This window comes from Muriventricola aceti, assembly GCF_025567565.1.
GTDB lineage: Bacteria > Bacillota > Clostridia > Oscillospirales > Oscillospiraceae > Lawsonibacter > Lawsonibacter aceti.
Genome location: NZ_JAOQKF010000002.1, coordinates 1 through 23,371 on the forward strand (window position 1 = coordinate 1; position 23,371 = coordinate 23,371).

The window sequence follows — 23,371 nt, forward strand, 5'->3', positions numbered from 1 at the left end:
CGGGTCAGGGTGCTGCCGGGGGCGAACTCCCGGTCGGACACACCGGACATCAGGCCGTTGTCCAGAGCGTAGTCCACCGCCTCATGGTACCAGGCGTCCTCATCCACATCCCGGAAGCCGGCGGCGGGGCAGGTATCCTGGTGGTCGATCTCCACGAAGGAGGCCTCAATGGTCACCTTGGACCGGGGCATCTTGAAGGTATACTTGCCATCGCCCTTGTCGGTCAGCTTGATCTCGTCCCCATTCTTGTCGGTGACGGTCAGCTCGTCCAGCTCATAGCCCTCGTCGGGCTTGACGGTGATGGTCACCGTCCGGCCGCTGGAGGCGCTCTTGGGGGACACGGTCACACTGCCGTTGTCAATGTTCTTGTCCACGCTGATGGAGTAGCTGCTGGAGCCGCCGCCTCCACCGCCGCCAGCGCTATTGATCGTATAGACGAACTCCGCCACATCGCTGTCAAGAGAGTCTTTATACAGGCCCTTGGTATAGGCTTTTACAGTAGTGCTGGAGCTAATCGTCAAGGCTCCGGTATATTCCTGACTCGTGTCAGATGCGGTGGGATCAGAGCCGTCCAGAGTATAATAAATCTTGGAAAATTCAGGCAGAGTTGTAGTAGACAACTCTACGGTCTGAGTACCAATATAGGTGCCCGCCGCCGGAGATGCAACGGGAGCCGCGGCCTTTTGCAGCATCATAACCAGTTGTTTTTGTCCGTCTTCTGCATCCTGTTCTACAATCTGATATTTCGCCTGGTTATCAACAAAGTTGTTGACAGACGCTCTTCCGCTCTCATAGGGAGCGGTAAATTCTTTACTGAGTTCGGGCGAGGAGTTGATATAGATGCCGATTTTTGCATCTTGCGACAGTCCCCCTTCTCCAATGTTCAGCAGGACATTGTTGAGTGTATTGAGCCAGAGGTCGGAATCGATCTCTTTCCCTCCATTGGTTCCTTTGTTGCCGAGGATGGTGGCCGTACCGGATACTTGAACGCTCTTAATACCAATACCGGCATAGACACCGCCATACAGGTATTCGGAGGTATTCTCAGTAATCACGCCACCAGTCATAATAAACGCGGCATTTCTGTGGAGATGGACGCCGCCGGCACTCTGATCTCTACCTTTATTTCCAGTGATCGTGCCGCCCTCCATAACAAAGGTAGCGCCGCCTTGTATCGTCACACCGCCGCCGCGGGCATTGCTGCCAACACCTCCAGTGAGCTTACCGGCATTGCTGCCGCTGCTGTCTTTCAGGGTAAAGGTATTTGCCGTGACCAGCAGGATATGGCTTCCTTCGGGGGCCGTGATGGTCTGGCCGTTCAAATCCAAGGTCATGGTTTTTCCGACAGAGAGCGAATCACCGAGGGTCACACTCCGCAGTAATTTCACAGTACCTTCCTCACCAACAGCATCGATGGCGGCCTTCACAGAAGTGTACTTCTCCCCACCCTCTACCTGGGCAACAAATTTCTCTTCCTCAGCAAGGGGGACAATTTCAACTTCCTGTACCTCGCCAACCTTAGGAGGGGCAACAGTTACGGGAATCTCTGTTACAATGGTATCACTAGAGTTGTCCGCCTTTTGGGATACATGGAAGGTATAATCCCCTTCGGACAGGGAATAAATGACATATTTTTCGCCCTTCTTGACCGCTGTATCAAAATCGTTGAACGCAGTAATGGGGCTGCCGTCCGCCTTGGTCACGGTGACCTTGTCATTCTCGGTCAGGCCGTCCAGCACGATCAAGTTGCGGTTGACCACCTTTACGTCAGTATCTTCGATGGTCACAGCGCTTGCGGTATTCCAGTCACAGTGGGTCTTGTAGATGACCACATTGCCCTTATATGTATTGCCGCTGATCGTGGCCTTCAGGGCCGACTTCCCCTCGGGGTTCAGCTTGGAATTTTCGCCGTCCAGCCAGTACTGATACTGGGCATAGTCCCACAGCTGGATATAGGCGGCGTCCCAGTCGCCGGAATCAAAGGTATTGCCGGTGATCTGAATATCAGTCTCCTCTGTGGCGGGTTTGCCCCAGTAGCCGTCGAAGGGCACACGGACATTGGTGAAGGTGTTTCCTTCAAAGGTGATGGCTCCCGCCGCGCTGTTGTCGCCACAGGTGTAATAGCCCCGCTCCCAGTTGGTGAAGTCACAGTTTTGAACTGTGATGCTGGGCTGATGGATGTATAAGGCAATCGTATCCTTCAAATCGTCCTTTTTATTTTCAAAAGAACAGTTGTCCAGGGTAAGTCCATCGCAGGCTCCGCCGCTGATGACCGCGGTCCCGTCCTCGGACACAAAGTCGAGGCCCTTCAGGGTAACATCCGCCGCCGTCACAGCCACCTTGCTGTCTTTGTCGGTCTTGACTGTGGCGGTCACGCCATCGGCAGTCTGGACGGTAACGCCGCTCACCGCAATGGAGAAGGGCTCATATGTACCGGAGCGGGTAATGGTGACCGTTTTGTTGTCGCTTTCGGCGGTGACAGCCTCCAGCGCCTTTGCGAGGGACACATATTTGTCGTCGCCCACATACGCCACGCTGTTGTCAACAGTAACTTCCTTATCATTGACAGTCGCCTGGATATCAACTGTACCGGCATTATTGGTCGTAACATCATTGTAAAAATCGCCATGAGGGGTAATCGAATCTGTGACATCCCTGCCGCCTGAAAGGGCCTGATTCACAGTCGCTGTACAATCGCTAATCGTAGTCTTTCCCGCAGCGCTATTCATAGCCGTACCGACCAGCGCGCCAAATTCATCGCCAACCTCGCTGTCCGGGTTTGTTATGGTCAGGTTTCCTTCGTAGGTGCAGTTCGTCATCGTGTTGCCGTAGTGGAGGATGCCCAGGAGCCCGCCCACGTCAGAGGTGGAGCCGATGACGTCGATCTTCACATCACAACCGCTGATCGTAATGTTACCCTCACCCATGAAGCCGACGAGGCCGCCTACATAGGTGCGGTATTCCTCGGATTCCGCTTTTACATAGCTGCCATCGCCGCCAGTCACATCCACATTGGTGATATTCGCATAGGCATTCTTCCCGAACGCGCCGCCCACATAGGCATAGCCGTCTACCTGGATCAGGCCGGTCACGTTGATATTGGTGTATTTTGAGGTGTAGGGCGTTCCGGCCACAGCGCCAACATCCAGGTAACCCTCTACCTGTGCGTTGTTCAGCGTAAAGTCTTTGATTTCGCCGCCTGTTGTAAATCCGAACAGGCCGACATCACTGCTATTTCCTGTGATTTTCAAATTGGAGATAGTGTTCCCCTGGCCGTCAAAGGTCCCCTGAAATGGCTTCCCATTCCTCCCGATGGGCGTCCATTCCTTCCCCTCCAGGTCGATATTCTCCCCCAACTTGATAGTCTTTTTTTGGAAGGAAGTCCCCCCATTGACCAGTTGGGCCAGACCCGCCAGGTCGGCGGCAGAGGTGATAGTATACTCGTCCCCATCTCCTGTATACCACTCCGTGCTGGCGCTCTCCGCCCATGTGTCCCCCTCTTCCGCAAACACAGAGAAGGGAAGCATCGACACTATCATCACTAAAGCCATAATCGAGGATAAAATTTTTCGCTTCACATCCGATTCTCCTTTACCTAAAAATACAGTCGGAGGCGGGTCCGCTCCCCCGGGGCAAGGGAAATGTTTGTCCCCTTTTGGGGGACAAACAGAAAGCGGGTCCCGCTTTCGTCCTGTTTTGAGATTATTATATAATAGAAGCAGGAAAACCGCAACTATTATCAATATCTTTTCTGCCTCGTCCAACAAATTTTTACACATAAACAGGAGGGACCGGCCCGCTGCGGGCCGGTCCCTGTGTTTACTCCGCTTCAGGTTGGCCGCCTGCCCCGGACCATATCTGGTCCAGGCGGTACAGCATCTGTACGGTTTCCTCCCGGGTGGTGAAGGACTGGTATCGCTGGTTGCCCTCTCCGTCTCCAGCCACGATGCCGGATTCCTCCGCCCATTTCCGGGCTTGGGCCGACCAGTCGCTAGGAGACCATCTGGCCCGTTTAGCCAGATAGGCGTCCATCATACGGTCAAATTGCTCCTGCGTCATAGGCTCCTCCTCATGCTCGCCGTCAGTCAGCATGGCCTCGGCCACGTCCTGGCGGAACTGGTCCATAGTTACCCCGTGTTTGGGCCACCACTGGAGCACGTCGCCGTGCTGGCTGGCAATACCCAGGTCGTAGCCCTCGGCGTGGCAGATGACCACGCCGGGCTCCAGGGGGTCCAGAGAATACTGGCGACACAGCAGGGCAGTGAGCTGGACCGCGTTGTGATAGATGTCATCAAAATAGGCCTGATTGGCCGCTACATCATACCCCACCATCTCGTCGCCACGGTAGGTGTGTCCGGCAGGCTCACAGCACTCAAAAGAAATATGAGTGTTGTTCGCGCTCCTGCCGGAGGTGCCTGTACCCGCATGCCAGCCCCGGATGATCCAGGGCAGTGTCTGAATGGCTCTGTCCCGTGCCACGAACGCGTGGACGCACTTTTCTACGCCCGGCTTGTTCCACCGGCGGATGAACACCTCCGGGTCCGGCTGGGCTACCCCGGTGGAGTGGACCATAATTCCTTTGGGCACAATGGTCCGCCCTGCCTGATAGCAGTCATTCTCTGTCAAAAACTGTTGGGTCAGATCAAGTTCCATATGCCCTCCTTCGCTTCTGCGTCCCCAACCGGGGACGCTCCATCCTATGCTCCGGGCCGTTTCCGGGTGCCCCCGCATAGAAACATCGTTGACACAGAGCGAAATATCTTTTACAATAAGGCTTGTGTATAAAAGGAGGTCATTTTGTGGAACTGAGGGAGAAAAAGTTGAACAGCAACCCCAGCGCGTTGCTGCCCATCCTGATATTTCTGGTACTTTATCTGGGTATGGGACTGATTTTTGAATACGGCATCGGCATCAACATGGCATTCTATGATATCCCCATCGTAGTCACCTTCATGGTTGCCCTGTTGGTGGCGTGCTTACAGAACAAAAAGCTCTCTTTTGACGAGAAGCTGGTTCTGATGGGCCGGGGCGTAGGCGACAAAAATATTATCACTATGATCCTCATCTTCCTGGTCGCCGGTGTGTTTGTGGGCGTGACCGGGCGGAACAGCGCCGAGGCCGTGGCCTATTTTCTGCTGTCCATCGCCCCTGCCTGGGCCTCTGTGGCGGTTCTGTTCGTCGCCGCCTGCTTTGTGTCCACTGCTATGGGCACCTCTACCGGCACCATCACCCTGATCACCCCCATTGCCGTGGCCGTATCCCAGGTGTCCGGGTTCTCCCTGCCCCTGTGTGTAGGCACAGTCATGGGAGGCGCCATGTTCGGGGATAACCTGTCCTTCATCTCCGACACCACCATCGCCGCCTGTTCCACCCAAGGCTGTGAGATGCGTGACAAGTTCCGTGCCAATGTGAAGATTGCCCTTCCCGCCGCCATCGCCACCCTGGCGGTCATTCTGGCGGTATCCTTCAACTCCGGCGTGGGACAGATCGAGATTCCGGAAATCAATCTGCTGCTCCTCATCCCCTATGTGCTGGTTCTGGTTGGCGGCCTTCTGGGCGTCAACGTATTTGTGGTACTTATTATAGGCATCATATCCGGCCTGACCATCACCGTAGGCACCGGTCTGGCCGCTGGCACCATCGCTACCGGCGCGGATGTGCTGGAGCTGCTGAAAGCCATGCGGGATGGCGCTTCTGGTATGTTCGAAACGATCCTGGTCACCGTTTTAGTGTCCGCTATGTGTGCCCTCATCCGGGAGAATGGCGGCTTTGAGGCCCTGCTGGCCTTTATCCGCCGGGTATTCAAGGGCCGTGTGGGCGGCCGGCTGGGCGTAGGCCTGCTGGTGGGTGCCATGGATATCTCTACCGCCAACAACACTGTAGCGATTGTTATGGCTGGCCCCATTGCCAAGGAGATCAGTGAGGAATATGGCATCAGCCCCAAGGAGTCGGCCTCTCTTTTGGACACCTTCTCCTGCATCTTCCAGGGCATCATTCCCTATGGCGCCCAGATGCTGATTGCGGTGTCCGCCTCCGGCATCTCCGCTTTTGAGATCATTCCCAACCTGTTCTACCCCTATCTGCTGGCTGTAGCTTCAATCGTCTACATCCTGGTGGGGGCCGGCAAGAATGCAAAGGGTTGATCTTCTCCCGCTGCATCATACTGAAAAAAAGCTGCCGTAGCTCTGGCTGCGGCTGCTTTTTTGCCTATTGAAAAAATATTTGAAATTTTTTTGACCTTTTAGAAGGAATTTAAGGAGAAATTTCGTATTTATATATAAGGGGTTTCATGTCCCCGTACACCCATCAGCTCCATCGACCAGAAAGAGAGAGAAAAAGGAGGGCCGTGGGATGACCTTGCGTGAACAGACACAGCGCCGGGAGGACAGCCTCCTCTCCCCTTTTGCCTGCCGCTCCGCCCAGTCCCGTGGACGGGCACGGCAGGAGAAGGAGTGCGATATCCGCACTCCCTTCCAACGAGACATCGACCGGATCGTCTATTCCAAGGCATTCCGCCGTCTGAAGCATAAGACCCAGGTCTTTCTTCAGCCGGAGGGAGACCACTACCGGACCCGGATGACCCACACCCTGGAGGTATCCCGTATCGCCCGGACCATTGCCCGTGCCCTGGATCTCAACGAAGATCTGACCGAGGCCATTGCCCTAGGGCATGATCTGGGCCACACCCCCTTTGGCCATGCTGGGGAGCGAATGCTGGCCCAGCTGATGCCGGAGGGCTTTGCCCACTACCAGCAGTCCGTGCGTGTGGTGGACCGGCTGGAAAAAAATGGCCAGGGACTAAACCTAACCTGGGAGGTCCGCAACGGCATCCTCTGCCACACCAAGGGCACCCCGGCCGCTACGCTGGAGGGCCAGGTGGTCCGTCTGGCCGACCACATCGCCTATATCAATCACGACATCGAGGACGCCCTCCGCGGTGGTGTCATCTTTCCCATGGACATCCCCCTGGAGGTATCCAACGTTCTGGGCTTCACCCACGGCGACCGGATCAACACCCTAGTTCATGACGCTATCACCGCCAGCCAGGGACAGGATCATATTGTCCAGTCCCATCCGGTGGAGGAGGCCATGCTGGCTCTGAAAGATTTTATGTTCGCCAGCGTATACACCAATCCCCTGGCCAAGGGGGAGGAAGGAAAGGCCCAGAATATGCTTCAGGCCCTGTTCCAGTATTACCAGGGAAATCCAGATGAACTGCCCTCCGACTTCCAGACCATCCGCCTGGAGGATGGGGTAGACCGGGCCGTATGCGACTATATCGCCGGAATGACCGATCCTTTCGCGGTAGAGAAGTATAAGGAGCTCTTCATTCCAAAAGGCTGGACTGTTCTCTAGGGCTTGCTCTCTGTCTGGGCCTCCAGAGGGATAATTCTGATAAAAAGGGGTTAAAAATAGAGGGATTCCCCTATTTTTCGAGAGAGGAGGAGCGCATTGGCCATTCCAGAACCATTCTTGGACGAGCTTCTGGACCGCACCGATATTGTAGATCTGGTGTCCGAGTCCGTCCGGCTGACACAAAAGGGCCGGAACTACTGGGGCCTGTGCCCCTTCCACAGTGAAAAGACTCCCTCCTTCTCCGTATCCGCTGACAAGCGCATCTTCAAGTGCTTTGGATGCGGCAAGGGAGGCGGCGCCATCAATTTTGTGATGGAGCTGGACAACCTCTCCTTTCGAGAAGCGGTGGAGGTGTTGGCCAAGCGGGTCGGAATGGAGGTGCCAGACAGCGGCCCCTCCGCCGGGATGCGGGAGCGGCGGGAAAAACTGCTGGAACTCAACAAGCAGGCCGCCCGGACCTTCCACAAGTGGCTGTACGCTCCCGAGGGGGCGGAGGGACTGGCCTATCTGCAAAAGCGTGGGCTGTCCCGCTCCACCCTGACCAACTTCGGGCTGGGCTTCGCTCCCAACAGCTGGGACGCCCTGATCCAGGCCCTGGCCGATCAGGGCTATGACAAGCGGGATTTGCTGGACGCCGGTCTGGCCGTCAACAACAAGGACGGCCGCATCTATGACCGATTCCGCAATCGGGTCATGTTCCCCATCATTGACGTCCGTGGAAACGTCATTGGCTTTGGCGGCCGGGTAATGGACGATTCCACCCCTAAATACCTCAACTCCCCGGACACACCGGTATACAACAAAAGCCGGAACGTCTTTGCCCTGAATATTGCCAAGACCTCCAAGGCCGGGCGGGTCATTCTCACCGAAGGGTATATGGACACTATCTCCCTTCACCAGGCAGGCTTTGACTGTGCCGTGGCCTCTCTGGGCACCTCTCTCACCAGTGAGCACGCCCAACTGCTGGCCCGGTATTTTCAGGAGGCCATCATCTCCTATGACGGCGATGGGGCCGGAGTGGCGGCCGCCCAGCGGGCTATCCCCCTGCTGGAAAAGGCCGGCCTGAAAGTAAAGGTACTGCGGATGCAGGGCGCCAAGGACCCGGACGAGTTTATCAAGCGTTTTGGCAGGGAGGCCTTCGCCAAGCTGCTGGAGCGCAGCGAGAACCAGGTGGACTACCGCCTGGCTCAGATCCAAAAAAAATATGATTTGACCGACGATGGGCAGAAGGTGGCTTTTCTTCAGGAGGCGGCCCAGCTTATCGCTTCTCTGTCCAGCGCCGTAGAGCGGGAGATCTACGGCGGCCACGCCGCCCAGACCGCCGGAATCACCCCGGAAGCCATGGCTCAGGAAATCAAGCGTGCCTTCTCAGCTCGGCTCCGCAAGGAGAAAAAGCGCCAGGAGCGTATAGACCTGTCTCCGGCCAGCCAGCTCCAGCCCCAGGCCAGATCGCTCCGATATGACAATATCCGCTCCGCCCGCGCGGAGGAGGGCCTTGTCCGCCTGCTGCTGCTGGACCCATCCCTGGCGGGACAGATGGGCGGGATCACGGGGGAGGGATTTTCCTCCCCCCTGCTGGGCAAGGTCTTTGACCTGCTCCTCCGCCGAGCTAATGAGGGGCTGTCCACCCAGCTCTCCGCCCTCTCCGGCCATCTGACTGGGGAGGAGATGGACCATTTGGCCTATGTGGTCAGTCAGCCGGAGTCCTTGGCCCACTCTCAACAGTCCATCCGGGACTACATATCCGTCATCCAGCGGGAGGCCCTCCGGCGCGGCGCCGGACAGGAGGACTCCCTGCTGCTGGCGGCACAGAGAAAGTATCAGGAAAAGAAAGCATATATGGAGGAGAAACCATGAACACCAACAAGAATGTGAGCCCCAAGACCGCTGAAGCGGTGGAGAATCAGGAAGCTGCCGTTTCCCAGCCCGACATTCAGTCCCGCATGGAGGCGGGCAAGGTCGAGGTCATGAAGGTCGTGGGCGGCATACCCGGCGCGGAAAAGCTGGGAGAGCTGATCGAGCGGGGCAAGAAAAAAGGCAATCTTTCCTCCTCCGAGCTGATGGATGTGCTGGAGGATATGGACTTGGGCGCCGAGCAGATGGACAAGATCTACGACACCCTGGAAAACCTGGGTATTGACACTGTGGGCGAGGACTACATCCCCGACCTGCCCGATGACGTCGAGCCAACCATTGAGGCCATCGAGGATCTGCCCGAGGAGGAGATCGTAGACCCCAACTCCATGGCCGACTCCCTTGGCACCGACGATCCAGTGCGGATGTATCTGAAGGAGATCGGCAAGGTGAATCTGCTCACCTCCGACGAGGAGATCGAGCTGGCCCAGATCATGGAGGCGGGAAACGCGGCCTCTGAGCAGCTGGCTGAGTTAGAGAAAGCTGGTGAGGATATCCCCGACGAGGTCCGGGTGGAGTTGACTCAGGCCATCAAGAAGGGGGAGCGGGCCAAGCAGCGGCTGGCTGAGGCCAACCTGCGTCTTGTGGTCTCTATCGCCAAGCGGTATGTGGGCCGTGGGATGCAATTCCTGGACCTGATTCAGGAGGGTAATCTGGGTCTTATCAAAGCTGTGGAGAAGTTTGACTTCACTAAGGGCTTCAAGTTCTCCACTTACGCCACCTGGTGGATCCGCCAGGCCATCACTCGTGCCATCGCCGACCAGGCCCGGACCATCCGCATCCCGGTTCATATGGTGGAAACTATCAACAAGGTCATCCGGGTGTCCCGCCAGCTCCTCCAGGAACTGGGCCACGACCCCACCCCTGAGGAGATCGCGGCCGAGATGAATATGCCTGTGGAGCGGGTTCGTGAGATCTTGAAAATCGCTCAGGAACCTGTCAGCCTGGAAACCCCCATCGGAGAGGAGGAGGACAGTCATCTGGGCGACTTCATCCCCGATGAGGACGCCTCCGAGCCCGCCGAGGCCGCCTCCTTCACCCTACTGAAGGAACAGCTGGTAGAGGTGCTGTCCACCCTCACCCCCCGGGAGGAAAAAGTGCTCAAACTGCGCTTCGGCATTGAAGATGGACGGACCCGCACGTTGGAGGAAGTCGGCAAGGAATTCAACGTCACCCGGGAGCGCATCCGCCAGATTGAGGCCAAGGCCCTCCGAAAGCTGCGCCATCCCAGCAGGAGCAAGAAGCTGAAGGACTTTTTAAACTGACCGGTTTTCAGCGGTCCTTAAAACACCATCGGCGGGGCGCGTGAGTGGAGGCGCCCCGCCATTTCCTTTTTACTTTTTGACTGATTATTTTCAACTCTGTTAATTTCGCTGTGCACTGAATGAAACAGAAAAATATGATAAAGTGAACAAAAAGTTAAACTGGAATTTGACGGGAGTTTATGATGTCAAAATTAAGTGACTTAATCAATGCAGAAGATGGGTTTCTTGTAAGGTTAAGATGTGAAAACACCTTTGATGAAGAGAAATATTTAGATATTAAAAATGAAATTTTAATTGAAACACCAAAATGGAAAACACAAGGGTTTGTTTTGAATTGTGATGTTGAAGCGTTAATTAGTCTGATTGACCAATTAGCAGGAGGGAGTCGCTTCTTTAACGAAGAAACAGAGATCAGGGTTGAGGACGCTTGTATGGAAATAGAAGAAATCATAAGCTGTTTAGAAAGCTAACTTCTAATTTATTGGGCTGTCCGCATGAAGGCGCACCTCCCTCCGCTATTTTGGCGAAGGGAGGTTGTTTTATCCTAAATCGGTCTAAAGGGTAAAACGGCGTCCCGATATCTGTGTTTGACAAAACCTCCATTTCATTGTAAGATTGGAAAAAGCGCTTTCGCCGCTCCGCTCCAAAGCTGGGATGAAGTGCACCGTCCCGCAGCCCCTCCCAGGTCCTCCTGGTGCTGGCAGCCGCGTTGAGCCAAGGCTCATTTCGATGATTGTGGTTCCATGAGGGCGCCCACAGGCGTCCTCATGGCTTTTTTTCACTAAAATCTTTCATAGAGGGGGAATGGAAATGATAGAAGAAAAAAATGAGGACCGGCAGTCCTTTGACCAGGATGCTGTCATGGTATACATAGATCCCCATCTGATGCAGGGGCTAGCGGACGTAGCCGCCCAAAAGGCGGCCAACTTTCAGGAGCTGCTGTCCGCCGCCCAGGAGGGCGATTTGGAATCCGCCTATCAGGTGGCCCTCAGCTACGCCAATGGCCGTGGCACCTCCAAGGATTCGGAGCTTGCCTTTCAGTGGTTCCAACGTGCCGCAGACGGTGACCACATCGCCGCCCAATACCAGTTGGGGGTGTGCTTCTTGCGGGGCATCGGAACGGAAGCGGATATCCCCAGGGGACTGGAGCTGATCACTTCTACCGCAGATCAGGACTACCTCCCTTCCGTCTGTGAACTTGGTCTGTGCTACGAGATGGGTACCGGGGTGGAGGAGAGCAAGGAGCGCGCCGCCGAGCTCTACCGTCAGGCCGCCCAGCAGGGGGACGCCAGGGCACAGTGCAACCTGGGCTTCTTCTACTACCGGGGCATCGGTGTGGAGGAAAGCGACAGCGAGGCGGTCTACTGGTTCTCCCAGGCCGCTGAACAGGAGTATCCAAGGGCCCAGTTCCTGCTGGGCGAATGCTATGACCTGGGCTTTGGTGTGGAGGCGGACATGGCCCATGCTGTGGAGCTGTATACCAAAGCCCACGATGGAGGGTATCCCCCCGCCACCTGCTCTCTTGGCCTGTGCTATGAGCTGGGCAAAGGCGTAGAGGAGGACAAGGAGCGCGCCGCGCGCCTCTATCTTCAGTCCGCCGAGGAGGAGGACCCCAGGGCACAATGCAATCTGGGCTTCTTCTACTACTGGGGCATCGGGGTAGAGAAGGACCTGGCACAGGCAGTCCTCTGGTTCTCCCGCTCCGCGGAGCAACAGTATCCCCGGGCCCAGTACCTATTGGGACACTGTTACGAATTTGGCTATGGCGTTGAGAAGTCCTTGGAAAAGGCGGCGGCCCTCTATCAGGCCGCCCACCATCGTTCTTACAGTGACGGCACCTGTGCCCTTGGCCTATGTTACGAGCTGGGCACCGGCGTGGAACAGGACAAGGCCAAGGCGGTGGAGCTGTACCGCCAGGCCGCCCAGCAGGACAACGCCCGCGCCCAGTGCAACCTGGGCTTCTGCTACTACCAGGGCATCGGCGTAGAGACGGACGACAAAACAGCGGTGGAGTGGTTCCAAAAGGCCGCCGATCAGGAGTATCCGCGGGCAATGATGCTGCTGGGTGAGTGCTATGAGAATGGCTATGGAATAGATAGGGATGCCGCGAAAGCGGTGGCGCTGTATACCAAGGCCCATGAGGCCGGACACCCTCCCGCCACCTGTTCCCTGGGACTGTGCTACGAGATAGGGACAGGCGTAGAGGTGGACAAGACCAAGGCCGTCCAGCTCTATCGCCAGGCCGCCGAGGAGGAGGACGCCCGCGCCCAGTGCAACCTGGGCTTCTGCTACTATCGGGGCATCGGGGTAGAGGCGGACGACAAGCAGGCGGCGGAGTGGTTCCAAAAGGCCGCCGACCAGAACTACCGCCGGGCCATCTACCTGCTGGGCGAGTGCTATGAATACGGCTATGGTCTGGAGAAGGACGTGAATCGGGCCATAGAGCTATACACCAAGGCCCACGAGGCCGGCTATCCCCCCGCCGCCTGCTCCCTGGGCCTGTGCTATGAGATAGGGACAGGCGTGGAGATAGACAAGGTCAAGGCGGTAGAGCTCTACCGTCAGGCCGCCCAGCAGGGGGACGCCAGGGCACAGTGCAACCTGGGCTTCTGCTATTACCAGGGCATCGGCGTGGAGGCGGACGACAAGCAGGCAGCGGAGTGGTTCCAGAAGGCCGCCGACCAGGACTACCTCCGGGCCGTCTACCTGCTGGGAGAGTGTTATGAGTACGGCTATGGCCTGGACAGGGACGAGCAACAGGCCGTAGCGCTGTACACCAGGGCACAGCAGGCGGGCTATCCCTCCGCCGCCTGTTCCCTGGGCCTGTGCTACGAGCTGGGCACCGGCGTGGAGATGGATAAGGCCAAGGCTGTTCAGCTCTACCGCCAGGCCGCTGAACAGGGGGACGCCAGAGCACAGTGCAACCTGGGCTTCTGCTATTATCAAGGCATTGGCATAGAGATGGACGACAGCCAGGCTGTTGTATGGTTCCAGAAGGCTGCCGAGCAAAATTACCTTCGGGCGGTCATGCTGTTAGGAGAGTGCCGGGAAAACGGCTATGGTATCGAACGGGACATGGCCCAGGCTGTGGAGCTGTATACCAAGGCTCATGAGGGAGGCTATCCTCCAGCCACCTGCTCTCTGGGCCTGTGCTATGAGATGGGCCGGGGCGTGGAGCAGGACAAGGCCAAAGCCGCCCAGCTCTACCGCCAGGCCGCTGACCGCGGAGATGCCAGGGCACAGTGTAATCTGGGCTTCTTCTACTACCATGGCATCTCCGTGTCGGTCGATGACAGCCAGGCCGCCCAGTGGTTCCAAAAGGCCGCGGACCAGGACTACCCAAGAGCCCAAATGCTGCTAGGCGAGTGCTATGAAAATGGCTACGGGGTAGAGCGGGATATTACCAAGGCGGTGGAGCTGTATACCAGCGCCCATGAGCGAGGAAACGCAGCCGCCACCTGTTCTCTTGGCCTGTGTTACGAATTAGGCCGAGGCGTAGAGGAGGACAAGGGAAGGGCCGCCCAGCTCTACCGCCAGGCCGCCAACCACGGCAACGCGCGGGCCCAGTGCAACCTGGGCTTCTTCTACTACCACGGCATCTCTGTCAAGCAGGATTATGCCAAGGCCGCGGAGCTGTTTCAACAGGCCGCAGACCAGGACAACGCTAGGGCCCAGTATCTGTTGGGCCAGTGCTACGAGCATGGTCAGGGCGTGGCCAAGGACTTGTCCCGGGCCATGGAGCTGTATCACCAGGCCGCGGACGGTGGAAGTAAGGACGCCAAGGAGCGGCTGGAAAAAGGCCACTCTGCCAAGGGGACCTCTGGACAGGAGGCTCCTAAACAGGAGAAGGGCCTATTGAAAAAGGCCCTCAAGCTGTTCAAAAAATGAGCTTCCATTTTTTCATCGGAATTGGAAACAATAGAAAAACGAGGCAGCTCTCGCTGCCTCGTTTCTCATTCTTTTTTTAAGGCCTGGATGGCGGCGTGGGCCGCCATCTGCTCTGCCTCTTTCTTGCTCCGGCCGGTGCCGGCGCCCAGAGGGGCGCCGTTCAGATCCACCTCCACGAAGAACCGCTTGTCATGGTCAGGGCCCTCCTGGCCGGTCAGCCGATACTGTAGGACCTGTCCACTCTCCCGCTGGACCAGCTCCTGGAGGGCGGTCTTGTAGTCCCTGGGCTTGGTCAGCCCGGCCACCTCCCGGCTTAGGATATACTTTTGGATGATCTTACGGGCCGATCCGATGCCTCCGTCCAAATAGACGGCGGCCAGCACCGCCTCCACAGCGTCGGCCTGGATAGACGGCCGGCGGCGGCCTCCGCCGCTCTCCTCCCCCCGACCCAGGCGGAGATACTCCCCCAGGCCCAACTCCTGTGCTACCTCTACCAGGCTCTCCTCGCATACCAGGGCGGCCCGTGTCCGGGTCAGCTCCCCTTCCGGCAGGTCCGGGTGGTTGCGGTACAGGTGGTCAGCCACCACCATCCCCAGGATGGAATCCCCCAAAAACTCCAGCCGCTCGTTGCTCTGGAGCTTTCCCCGGCTCTCATTGGCGCAGGAGCTGTGGGTCAGGGCGTTGTCCAGCAGTCCCCGGTCCTGAAAGGTATAGCCCAGCTTTTCCTCCAAACTTTTCATTCCAAACTCCTTCAAGGGGGCCAGTCCTTCTGGCCCGTTACAAGGCAAAACTCCGCCTTCGGCGGAGTTTCGCGTTTTCTCGATCAGTCGACCTTGTTCTGCAGGAACCGAACCAGATCTCCAACCGTGGTGATGGAGGCAGCTTCCTCCTCCCCCAGCTCGTCGATGCCGAATTCTTCCTCCATGGCCATGGACAGATCCACGATATCTACCGAATCGGCGTTCAAATCGTCGGCAAAAGAGGTCTCCATCGTGATAGTGTCCGCATCCACATTGAATTGCTCCGCAATGAGCGCGCACAGTTTTTCAAAGATCATATCTCGGTGCTCCTTTTGTTCGTGCCCCAGGCACTTTTTCTGTCCTTACTATATGCAGAAACTTCCTTACTGTCAATAGGGTTTTCCCATTTTGTGCGTCTTTGTGTAAAATCATTCTTCTCCGTGGACCGCCGGTGCCTCCAGACGCATCACATCCACGTTGGCGGAAATGTTGTCTACGATGCCGGAGGATACGCACTGCCGGGCCTGGCGGACGGCGTTTTTAATGGCGTAGGCGTCGGAGGAGCCGTGGGCCTTGATAACGGGCCGGGAGATGCCCAGCAGGGCGGTGCCCCCTACCTCGTCGGAGCTCATAATCTTCTTAAACTCCTTCAGCCCTCCGGAGACCAACAGGGCAGCCAGCTTGGTGACCAGGTTCTTCTTAAACATCCGCTTCATCTCCCTGGCCAGGAACAGGCCGGTGCCCTCCATGGTCTTGAGGAAGATGTTGCCCGAGTAGCCGTCGGACACGATGACATCCACCGCGCCCTCCACTGCCTCCCGAGCCTCCACATTGCCTACGAAGTTGATGCGGCCGGCCTTGGACGCCTCCTCCAGCATGGGATAGACCGTGGTTTGAAGGGAGGTGCCCTTTGAGGGCTCCGCTCCGATGTTCAGCAGACCCACTTTGGGCTCTGGACGGCCTAGCACATGCTCGGCGTAATAGGAGCCCATGTAGGCGAACTGGAGCAGGTACTCCGGGGGACACTCGGCGTTGGCCCCGCAGTCGATAAGGACAGCTCCCCCGTTTCCGGTGGGTACCACGGGAGCTAGGGCCGCCCGGCGGATACCCTTGATGCGCTTGACCACCAAAGTGGCTCCAGCCAGCAGGGCGCCGGTGGAGCCGGCGGACACGAAGGCGTCTCCTTCTCCGTTTTTCAGCAGGTTCAGCCCCTGGGTCAGAGAGGAGTCCTTCTTCTCCCGGAAGGCGGTGGCCGGGTTGTCGCACATCTCCACCACCTCGCTGGCGTGGGCGATCTCCACCCCGGCGGGCAGGTCCTTGATCCCGCTCTCCTCCATCACCTTCAGAATCTCCTCCCCGCGGCCCACCAGGATAATATCCACGCCGTATTCCTGGTTGGCCTGGATGGCGCCCAGCACAGGGGCCTTGGGGGCGTTGTCGCCGCCCATGGCGTCTACGATGATCTTCATACAGTACCTTCTTTCTTTTCCGGGTCCAGTGGTCTGGCCTCGTCGGTAAGGCCCGGCAGATAGTCCGCGGACACATTGTAATGCCTGCAAATGGCGGCCAGTTTGTCAAAGGAGGTCGCCTTACGGCCATTTTCTATATCGCTGATGGAAGCCTGTGTCGCTCCGATTGCCTCTGCCAGATCCTTTTGCTGTTCTCCACGGCCTTTTCTCAGCTTCTTCACTCTTATGCAAAAAATGTCCTTATGAAGCATGGGCTCCCCACTTGGCAAAATATATCTTTTAGCATTATTATATTTCTATCAGCATTTTAATGGCGGCATCATTATGAATCAATACTTGGAGAATCTCTATAATTGGGAAACTGACCAGGCCCATCTGAATTTTGGCCGCGATGGGGAGTATCAGTCCTCCCTCGCCCAAGCGGAAACACTTTGGCCGTCCGCCGGGTATGACGCAGCCTTCGATGGGCGGCGAGACGAGCCCCTTCGGTGCGCTGATCGCTTGCAGGACAAGCGGTCACGGCTCTAAATTCAATTTCCCCAGTGCCTCCAGAGCCCGTTTGGAAATTTCAGCGTTTTTGTTCCGTTTCCCCTTTACCCGGTAGCCCAACTGGGGGATCAGTCCGAAGTTGATATTCATTGGTTGAAAGTTTACCACACTTTGGTCGCTGATGTAAAGAGCCAGAGCGCCTATGGCCGTCTCACGGGGGAAGTTGACAGGCTCCTTGCCCTCCAGCCGGCGGGCCAGCTCGATGGCTGCCAGGGCTCCGGAGGCGGTGGATTCTACATAGCCTTCCACCCCGGTGATCTGTCCGGCAAACATCAGCCGCTCCTGACCCCGGACCCGGTAGTAGCGGTCCAACAGCCGGGGCGAGTCCAAAAAGGTGTTCCGATGCATCACGCCATAGCGGACATACTCGGCGTCTTTCAAGGCAGGGATCATGGAGAACACCCGCTTCTGCTCTCCCCACTTCAAATGGGTCTGGAAGCCCACGATGTTATAAATGGTCCCCTGGGCATTGTCCTTGCGCAGCTGGACCACGGCAAAGGGCTCCTTCCCCGTTTTAGGGTCTTTCAGCCCCACAGGCTTCAGCGGACCGTAGCACAGGGTATCCCTCCCCCGCCGGGCCATAACTTCCACGGGCATACAGCCCTCGAACACGCCCGCATCCTCAAACCCGTGGACCTCCGCCTCCTGGGCGTGGATCAGCTCCCGCCAGAAGACGTCGTACTCCTCTTCCGTCAGGGGGCAGTTGATATAGTCCGGGGTCCCCCGGTCATACCGGGAGGCAAACCAGGCGCTGTCCATATCCACGCTCTCGAAGGTGACCAGGGGGGCGGCGGCATCAAAGAAATTCAGGTATCTGCTGCCGGGAAACAGCCGGGAAATGGCCTCCGATAAGGCCTCTGATGTCAATGGGCCGGAGGCGAGGATGACGTTCCCCGCCTCCGGGATCTCTGTGACCTCCCCTTCCACCACTGTGATGTTGGGATGGCTCTTGATCCTCTCGGTGATGGCCTGGGCAAAGGCGTGACGGTCCACCGCCAAGGCGCCCCCCGCCTCCACCCGATGCTCGTCGGCGCAGGCCATGATGAGCGAGGAGCACCGGCGCAGCTCCTCCTTCAGCAGACCCACCGCGTTTTCCATCTGGTCGGAACGCAGAGAGTTGGAACACACCAGCTCCCCAAAATACTCCGTATGGTGGGCGGGGGTCATTTTTTGGGGCTTCATTTCCCGCAGCTCCACGGGGATGCCCCGCCGGGCCAGCTGCCAGGCCGCCTCGCTCCCCGCCAGCCCGGCGCCGATCACAATAACAGATTCCATGGGTACCTCCTGGGTGCTTGTCTATCCTTTCGATAGCGGTGTGCTGCCCCCCTCCGTCATGGCTATGCCGGCTGAGGGGGGCACTTCTACGCCTATCCTTCGGCTTTTTCAGCCCCAGATTTCTTGGCCGTAGACTTCTTCGCTGTCGTTGTTTTCTTCGCGGCTGTCTTTTTGGCAGTGGCCGTTTTTGTGGCGGCGGTCTTCTTAGCCGCTGTCTTTTTGGCCGCCGGCTTCTTCTCCGCCTTCTCCTCCCCGGTGTCGGCGGAGTCGGCCGGCTTGGGCTTCCAGCCTCCCCGCTTCTCCTCCGGGGTAAAGTTGGAGCACACCTCGTTGATGCAATAGGGCTTTTTGGCGCCCTTGCCTGGCTTTTTGAACATGGTCCAGCCACAGACTGGGCAGTTGTCCTTCACCGGCACATCCCAGGTCATGAAGTCACACTTGCGGGCCTCGTCCTTGCTGTTCACCCACTCACAGCAGTAGTAGGTGTACTGCTTGCCTGTCTTTTTGCTCTTTCCCGTCCGCTTGAGCAGGCGGCCGCCGCATTTGGGGCACTTGCCGGGCATCTCCACCACCAGAGGCATTGTAAAGTCACACTCCGGCCAGCCGGGACAGGCCAGGAATCGACCGAAGCGGCCGGATTTGACCACCAGGTTCCGGCCGCACTGGGGACAAATCTCCTCCGACACCTCGTCAGGCACCTTGATCCGCTCCCCGTCCAGCTCCTGCTCGGCCTTATGGAGCTCGGCGGAGAAATCGCCGTAAAAGTCATTCAGAAGGGCCTTCCAGTTCACATCGCCCTCCTCCACCTTGTCCAGCCGCTCCTCCATCTGGGCGGTGAAGGCATAGTCCACAATGTCGTTGAACTTGTCTTTCATCAGCCCGGTGACCACCTCCCCCAGAGGGGTGGGACGAAGGGCCTTGCCCTCCTTGACCACATACTCCCGATTCAGGATGGTGGTGATGGTGGGAGCGTAGGTGGAGGGCCGGCCGATGCCCTTCTCCTCCAAGGCCCGGATCAGGGACGCCTCAGAGTAGCGGGCGGGGGGCTGGGTAAAGTGCTGGTCCTCCTTCAGCCCCCGGCAGTCCAGGGGCTCCCCCTCCTTCAGGTCAGGCAGGGGGGAGGTCTTCTCCTCCTCGTCCTCGTCCTTCCCCTCCTCATAGACGGCGGTGAAGCCGGAGAACTTCAGGCTGGAGTGGCTGGCCCGGAAAATATATCCGCTGTTCTCCACGTCGATAGACAGGCTGTCATAGACGGCGTTTGCCATCTGGCAGGAGAGGAACCGGCTCCAAATCAGCTTGTACAGCTTGTACTGCTCGCTCGTCAGGTCCTTCTTGATCTCGTCCGGGACCAGGGTGACATCAGAGGGGCGGATGGCCTCGTGGGCGTCCTGGGCGTTGCCCTTGGCCTTGAATCGCCGGGTCTGGGCGGGGTAATATTCCCCGCCGTACCGATGCAGAATAAAGTCCTTGGCGGCTGCCAGAGCTTCCTCCGACAGGCGGAGGGAGTCGGTACGCATATAGGTGATGAGGCCCACGGCCCCCTGTCCGGACAGTTCCACGCCCTCATACAGCTGCTGGGCGATGGACATAGTACGGGCCGGGGACATATTCAGCTTGCGGGACGCCTCCTGCTGGAGGGTGGAGGTGGTGAAGGGCGGGGCGGGCTGGCGTGACTTCTCCTGGCGCTTTACCTTGGCCACGGAGAAACTGCCCTGCCGGACAGTGGCCAGCACCTGTTCGGCCTCCTCCCGGCTGTGGAGCTCCATTTTCTTGTCCCGGCCGTGGAATTGGGCCTTAAAGCTGCCCAAATTGGGGGCGACGCGGGCCAAATCGGCCTCGATGGACCAGTACTCCTGGGGGACGAAGGCCCGGATCTCCTCCTCCCGCTCCACCACCAGCCGGGTGGCCACGGACTGGACCCGCCCGGCGGACAGGCCCCGGCGGATCTTCTTCCACAGCAGGGGGGACAGCTCATAGCCCACGATCCGGTCCAGGATGCGGCGGGCCTGCTGGGCGTCCACCAAGTCCTGGTCAATGGCCCGTGGGGCGGCGATAGACTGGTTGACCACATTCCGGGTGATCTCGTTGAAGGTAACCCGGTAGGTCTTGTCATCCGGGATGCCCAGCAACTCCTTCAGATGCCAGGAGATAGCCTCCCCCTCCCGGTCCGGGTCGGTGGCCAGGTAGACACGGCCGCTCTTCTTGGCGGCTTTTTTCAGGTCACTGATAACATCCTCTTTGCCCTTGATGGGCTGGTAGTCGGGAACAAAGCCCTTCTCGATATCCACGCCCAGCTTGCTCTTGGGCAGGTCCCGGACGTGGCCCATAGACGCCTTTACCTCATAGCCCGGCCCCAGGTATTTGCCGATGGTCTTGGCCTTGGACGGGGACTCGACGATCACTAGATCCGTTTTATTTGGCACGATTGGAATACCTCCAAATTAGATGATGGAAAAATCAAGGGAACATTCCGCTCCCGAAGGTCACATGGAATCAGGGTGGGGGCTACTCCTCCAGCCGCATCAGGGAGATATACCGCCTGCCTGGCCGCTCCTCCAGCGCCCCCTGTATCTGGAGCATGGTCAGGGCGGACAGCACCCGCTTGGCCGGGATCTGGGTCAGCTCCACCAGTTGGTCCGGCGACAGGGTCCTGTCCTCCAGGGCGTTGAGGAGGGACAGCTCATCGTCGGTGAACCGCTCCCGCTGCCCGCTCCGGGGGATAAACTCCCGGCTGGGTACTTCCTCCAGGGCGGGATCAGTGCGGCGCTTTTCCTCCCTATCCTGGGCCAGACTGTCCAGCCGGGCCTGCGCGGCCTCTGGCGTCAGCGGGGCGGAGGCCGCCAGCCTCCTGGGGAAGCGGGCCCAATACTCGGATAGAATGTCGCCGCCACAGGTGACCAGCTTGGCCCCCTGCTGGATCAGGTAGTTGGTCCCCTCGCTGAGTGGGGCATCTAGGGGGCCGGGGACAGCAAAGATGTCCCTGTCCTGCTCCATGGCGTGGTTCATCGTGAGCATGGTGCCGCTCTTTTTCCTGCACTCCACCGCCAGCACACCCAGGGAGAGGCCGCTGATGATCCGGTTGCGCTGTGAGAAGTGGCTTCCCTTGTGGGGTGTGCCAGGAGGATGCTCAGAGATCAGGGACCCGGCAGCCGCCACATCCTCATACAGATAGCGGTGTTCCCGCGGAAAGGGCACATCCACTCCGCCGGCCAGCACGGAAACCACCGGTCCCCCGCCCTTCAGGGCACCCTTGACAGCATGGCAGTCTATGCCTTCAGCTATACCGGATACCACCAGAGCGCCGCCCGCCGCCAGCTCCATCCCGAACCGCTCGGCATACAGCGTCCCATAGGCGGTAGCCTCCCGGGCGCCCACCACACCGATGGCCGCCTCCTCATCAAAGTGGAAGGACCGCCCACGAATGTAGAGGATCACGGGCGGGTCAGCGATCTGCCGCAGGCGGCCGGGGTAGTCGGCGTCCTGCAACGTCATAATACGTACGCCCAGCCGCTCACAGTCCGCCAAAATTTCCTCCGCCCGGTCCGTGCCTTTGTCCAACAGGCTCCTTTTAGCAGCAGCGGGGAGAGGAAGAAAGTCATATTCCTCCGGGTCTGCGTAATAGGCCCGCTCTGGAGTGATGAAGTGCTCCAACACCCCCAGCACTCCCGCTGGGCCCAGATCATGGCGGGTGGTAAGCCAGATCCAGTATCTCAAGGCCGACATTCTCTCATCTCCTTCACTCCGGAACTTTCCCTTTACAAATCTCCTCTCCGGCGCTATTGTATAGGCAGGGGAGGGAGTTTTTTCATGAAACGTCCACATTACGCCTGGATGGTCTGTCTGGGCAGCGCCCTGGTCCTGTTTTCCACCATCGGACTGGGTGTCAATGTCTTCACCATCTACCAGCCCGAGATCATCCTGGCCAATGGTTTTTCCAATGCGCAGGGCTCCTGGATCACCACCACGCGCAGTCTGTTCATCCTGGCCGCTCTGCTGACAGTCAATCAGCTGTGTCAGCGGCTCGGACTGCGTCTGGTCATGACCCTGGGGGTGGTGCTGCTATCCCTGTCCTACTTCTGTTTTGGTCTGGCCACCAGCTTTTTTACTTACTGTCTGGCCGCCGCCCTGACCGGGCTTGGCTACTGCTATGGGGGCATGGTCCCCCTCTCTCTGGTCATCGGCGCCTGGTTCCGAGACCGGCGTGGGCTGGCCCTGGGGCTGGCTTCCGCGGGCAGCGGGGTATCCACCATCTTTGCCCCTGTCATCATCACCTGGATCATCCAGCATCAGGGCCTGCGGGCCGCCTTTCTGTGGGAGGGGGCCTTTATCCTTATCACCGCTCTACTGGCCTGGAAGCTGATCCGAAACACCCCGGCAGAACTGGGGTTGGAGCCCTATCATCTGGGGGGAGAGGACGATCCTCCGCCCCCGCCCAGACAGGCCCCCCGAGGGATGCGCCGGTCTTATCTGCTCCTGATCCTTTTCGCCGCCTTTTTAGTAGGCGGCCCTGGGGGCCCCGGTTTTTCCCATCTGACCGTGCTCTACACCAGCGAGGGCTACGATCAGGCCCTCATCGCCGCTCTAATGTCCTATGCCGGACTGGCCATCTGTATCGGCAAGATTCTCTGTGGCCAGGTCTATGACCGGATGGGCAGCCGGTGGGGTAACTACTATTCCTTCGGCTCACTTCTGGGAGCCTTTGTTCTTTGCTGTCTGGCCCCTCTGGGCGGCCTCGCCCTCCCCTTTCTGTCCATCACACTATTGGGAATGGGGCTACCTGTTTCCGCTGTGTCCCCCTCGGTGTGGGCCGCTGATCTGTCCTCGGACAGCACTTATGGCAAGTACGTGCGTTCCATCACCATGTCCTATACAGCGGGGGTCCTTCTTTTTGGCCCCCTGCCCGGCATCCTTGCAG

At 58.4% G+C, this 23,371-nt stretch carries 17 protein-coding genes; 8 read left to right on the forward strand and 9 right to left on the reverse strand.

Annotation, left to right across the window (positions count from 1 at the left end; translation table 11 throughout):
- Both OCV64_RS02090 and OCV64_RS02095 read right to left on the reverse strand, forming a co-directional pair.
- A partial coding sequence (locus OCV64_RS02090) for a chitobiase/beta-hexosaminidase C-terminal domain-containing protein (protein WP_262669163.1) occupies window positions 1-3,578 on the reverse strand: 3,578 nt, incomplete at its 3' end.
- Between the two features lie 241 nt (window positions 3,579-3,819).
- The gene (locus tag OCV64_RS02095; protein ID WP_147570609.1) at window positions 3,820-4,653 is read right to left on the reverse strand and encodes a peptidoglycan recognition protein family protein; all 834 of its coding nucleotides are present in this window, start codon (window positions 4,651-4,653) and stop codon (window positions 3,820-3,822) included.
- A 146-nt stretch (window positions 4,654-4,799) separates the two neighbouring features.
- Between OCV64_RS02095 and OCV64_RS02100 the strand changes: the two genes are divergently transcribed.
- From OCV64_RS02100 to OCV64_RS02125, 6 genes are all read left to right on the forward strand, one after another.
- Entirely contained in the window at window positions 4,800-6,143 is a 1,344-nt protein-coding gene (locus tag OCV64_RS02100) for a Na+/H+ antiporter NhaC family protein (protein WP_240287178.1), read from the forward strand.
- Window positions 6,144-6,351: 208 nt separating this feature from the next.
- Window positions 6,352-7,356: a deoxyguanosinetriphosphate triphosphohydrolase gene (locus OCV64_RS02105; protein ID WP_147570610.1), complete on the forward strand. Its 1,005-nt coding sequence runs from the start codon at window positions 6,352-6,354 to the stop codon at window positions 7,354-7,356.
- A 96-nt stretch (window positions 7,357-7,452) separates the two neighbouring features.
- Window positions 7,453-9,213 (forward strand): DNA primase, encoded by a 1,761-nt coding sequence (gene dnaG, locus OCV64_RS02110; protein WP_240287173.1) that lies wholly within the window; start codon window positions 7,453-7,455, stop codon window positions 9,211-9,213.
- A 110-nt stretch (window positions 9,214-9,323) separates the two neighbouring features.
- On the forward strand, window positions 9,324-10,535 hold the full coding sequence (rpoD, locus tag OCV64_RS02115; protein ID WP_243200990.1) for an RNA polymerase sigma factor RpoD: 1,212 nt from the start codon (window positions 9,324-9,326) through the stop codon (window positions 10,533-10,535).
- A 182-nt stretch (window positions 10,536-10,717) separates the two neighbouring features.
- Window positions 10,718-11,005 (forward strand): hypothetical protein, encoded by a 288-nt coding sequence (locus tag OCV64_RS02120; protein ID WP_240287171.1) that lies wholly within the window; start codon window positions 10,718-10,720, stop codon window positions 11,003-11,005.
- Window positions 11,006-11,345: 340 nt separating this feature from the next.
- On the forward strand, window positions 11,346-14,423 hold the full coding sequence (locus OCV64_RS02125; protein WP_262669167.1) for a tetratricopeptide repeat protein: 3,078 nt from the start codon (window positions 11,346-11,348) through the stop codon (window positions 14,421-14,423).
- A gap of 65 nt (window positions 14,424-14,488) precedes the next feature.
- On the opposite strand, the gene rnc is transcribed toward OCV64_RS02125, so the two are convergent.
- The 4 genes from rnc to OCV64_RS02145 form a co-directional block, all read right to left on the reverse strand.
- Complete coding sequence (gene rnc / locus OCV64_RS02130) at window positions 14,489-15,163, reverse strand: ribonuclease III (protein WP_147570614.1); 675 nt, start codon at window positions 15,161-15,163, stop codon at window positions 14,489-14,491.
- An 83-nt stretch (window positions 15,164-15,246) separates the two neighbouring features.
- Complete coding sequence (gene acpP / locus OCV64_RS02135) at window positions 15,247-15,480, reverse strand: acyl carrier protein (protein ID WP_147570615.1); 234 nt, start codon at window positions 15,478-15,480, stop codon at window positions 15,247-15,249.
- Between the two features lie 111 nt (window positions 15,481-15,591).
- Entirely contained in the window at window positions 15,592-16,632 is a 1,041-nt protein-coding gene (plsX, locus tag OCV64_RS02140; RefSeq protein ID WP_262669170.1) for a phosphate acyltransferase PlsX, read from the reverse strand.
- The gene (locus OCV64_RS02145) at window positions 16,629-16,883 is read right to left on the reverse strand and encodes a helix-turn-helix domain-containing protein (protein WP_262669171.1); all 255 of its coding nucleotides are present in this window, start codon (window positions 16,881-16,883) and stop codon (window positions 16,629-16,631) included. Before OCV64_RS02145 ends, plsX begins: the two co-directional genes overlap by 4 nt.
- 73 nt (window positions 16,884-16,956) lie before the next feature.
- Here OCV64_RS02145 and OCV64_RS02150 point away from each other — a divergent pair, with 73 nt between their 5' ends.
- On the forward strand, window positions 16,957-17,160 hold the full coding sequence (locus tag OCV64_RS02150; RefSeq protein ID WP_240287163.1) for a hypothetical protein: 204 nt from the start codon (window positions 16,957-16,959) through the stop codon (window positions 17,158-17,160).
- On the opposite strand, the gene trmFO is transcribed toward OCV64_RS02150, so the two are convergent.
- The 3 genes from trmFO to dprA form a co-directional block, all read right to left on the reverse strand.
- Window positions 17,149-18,456 carry a methylenetetrahydrofolate--tRNA-(uracil(54)-C(5))-methyltransferase (FADH(2)-oxidizing) TrmFO gene (gene trmFO, locus OCV64_RS02155; RefSeq protein WP_262669172.1) on the reverse strand — a complete coding sequence of 436 codons (1,308 nt, stop codon included), beginning with the start codon at window positions 18,454-18,456 and terminating at the stop codon, window positions 17,149-17,151. The two genes, OCV64_RS02150 and trmFO, sit on opposite strands and share 12 nt — an antisense overlap.
- 92 nt (window positions 18,457-18,548) lie before the next feature.
- Window positions 18,549-20,879, reverse strand: coding sequence for a type I DNA topoisomerase (gene topA, locus OCV64_RS02160; protein ID WP_262669174.1), 2,331 nt, complete (start codon window positions 20,877-20,879; stop codon window positions 18,549-18,551).
- An 82-nt stretch (window positions 20,880-20,961) separates the two neighbouring features.
- On the reverse strand, window positions 20,962-22,179 hold the full coding sequence (gene dprA / locus OCV64_RS02165; protein WP_262669175.1) for a DNA-processing protein DprA: 1,218 nt from the start codon (window positions 22,177-22,179) through the stop codon (window positions 20,962-20,964).
- Window positions 22,180-22,263: 84 nt separating this feature from the next.
- Between dprA and OCV64_RS02170 the strand changes: the two genes are divergently transcribed.
- On the forward strand, window positions 22,264-23,371 hold a 1,108-nt coding region (locus tag OCV64_RS02170; RefSeq protein WP_262669177.1), incomplete at its 3' end, for an MFS transporter.

What these genes read in the sequence shown, in the direction of transcription:
- OCV64_RS02120 (WP_240287171.1), top strand. Translation starts at nt 10,718, where the DNA reads ATGTCAAAATTAAGTGACTTAATCAATGCAGAAGATGGGTTTCTTGTA.
- rpoD (WP_243200990.1), top strand. Translation starts at nt 9,324, where the DNA reads ATGAAGGTCGTGGGCGGCATACCCGGCGCGGAAAAGCTGGGAGAGCTG.
- OCV64_RS02095 (WP_147570609.1), bottom strand. Translation starts at nt 4,653, where the DNA reads ATGGAACTTGATCTGACCCAACAGTTTTTGACAGAGAATGACTGCTAT.
- dprA (WP_262669175.1), bottom strand. Translation starts at nt 22,179, where the DNA reads ATGTCGGCCTTGAGATACTGGATCTGGCTTACCACCCGCCATGATCTG.
- OCV64_RS02105 (WP_147570610.1), top strand. Translation starts at nt 6,352, where the DNA reads ATGACCTTGCGTGAACAGACACAGCGCCGGGAGGACAGCCTCCTCTCC.
- trmFO (WP_262669172.1), bottom strand. Translation starts at nt 18,456, where the DNA reads ATGGAATCTGTTATTGTGATCGGCGCCGGGCTGGCGGGGAGCGAGGCG.
- rnc (WP_147570614.1), bottom strand. Translation starts at nt 15,163, where the DNA reads ATGAAAAGTTTGGAGGAAAAGCTGGGCTATACCTTTCAGGACCGGGGA.
- acpP (WP_147570615.1), bottom strand. Translation starts at nt 15,480, where the DNA reads ATGATCTTTGAAAAACTGTGCGCGCTCATTGCGGAGCAATTCAATGTG.
- OCV64_RS02145 (WP_262669171.1), bottom strand. Translation starts at nt 16,883, where the DNA reads ATGCTTCATAAGGACATTTTTTGCATAAGAGTGAAGAAGCTGAGAAAA.
- OCV64_RS02125 (WP_262669167.1), top strand. Translation starts at nt 11,346, where the DNA reads ATGATAGAAGAAAAAAATGAGGACCGGCAGTCCTTTGACCAGGATGCT.
- OCV64_RS02150 (WP_240287163.1), top strand. Translation starts at nt 16,957, where the DNA reads ATGAATCAATACTTGGAGAATCTCTATAATTGGGAAACTGACCAGGCC.
- plsX (WP_262669170.1), bottom strand. Translation starts at nt 16,632, where the DNA reads ATGAAGATCATCGTAGACGCCATGGGCGGCGACAACGCCCCCAAGGCC.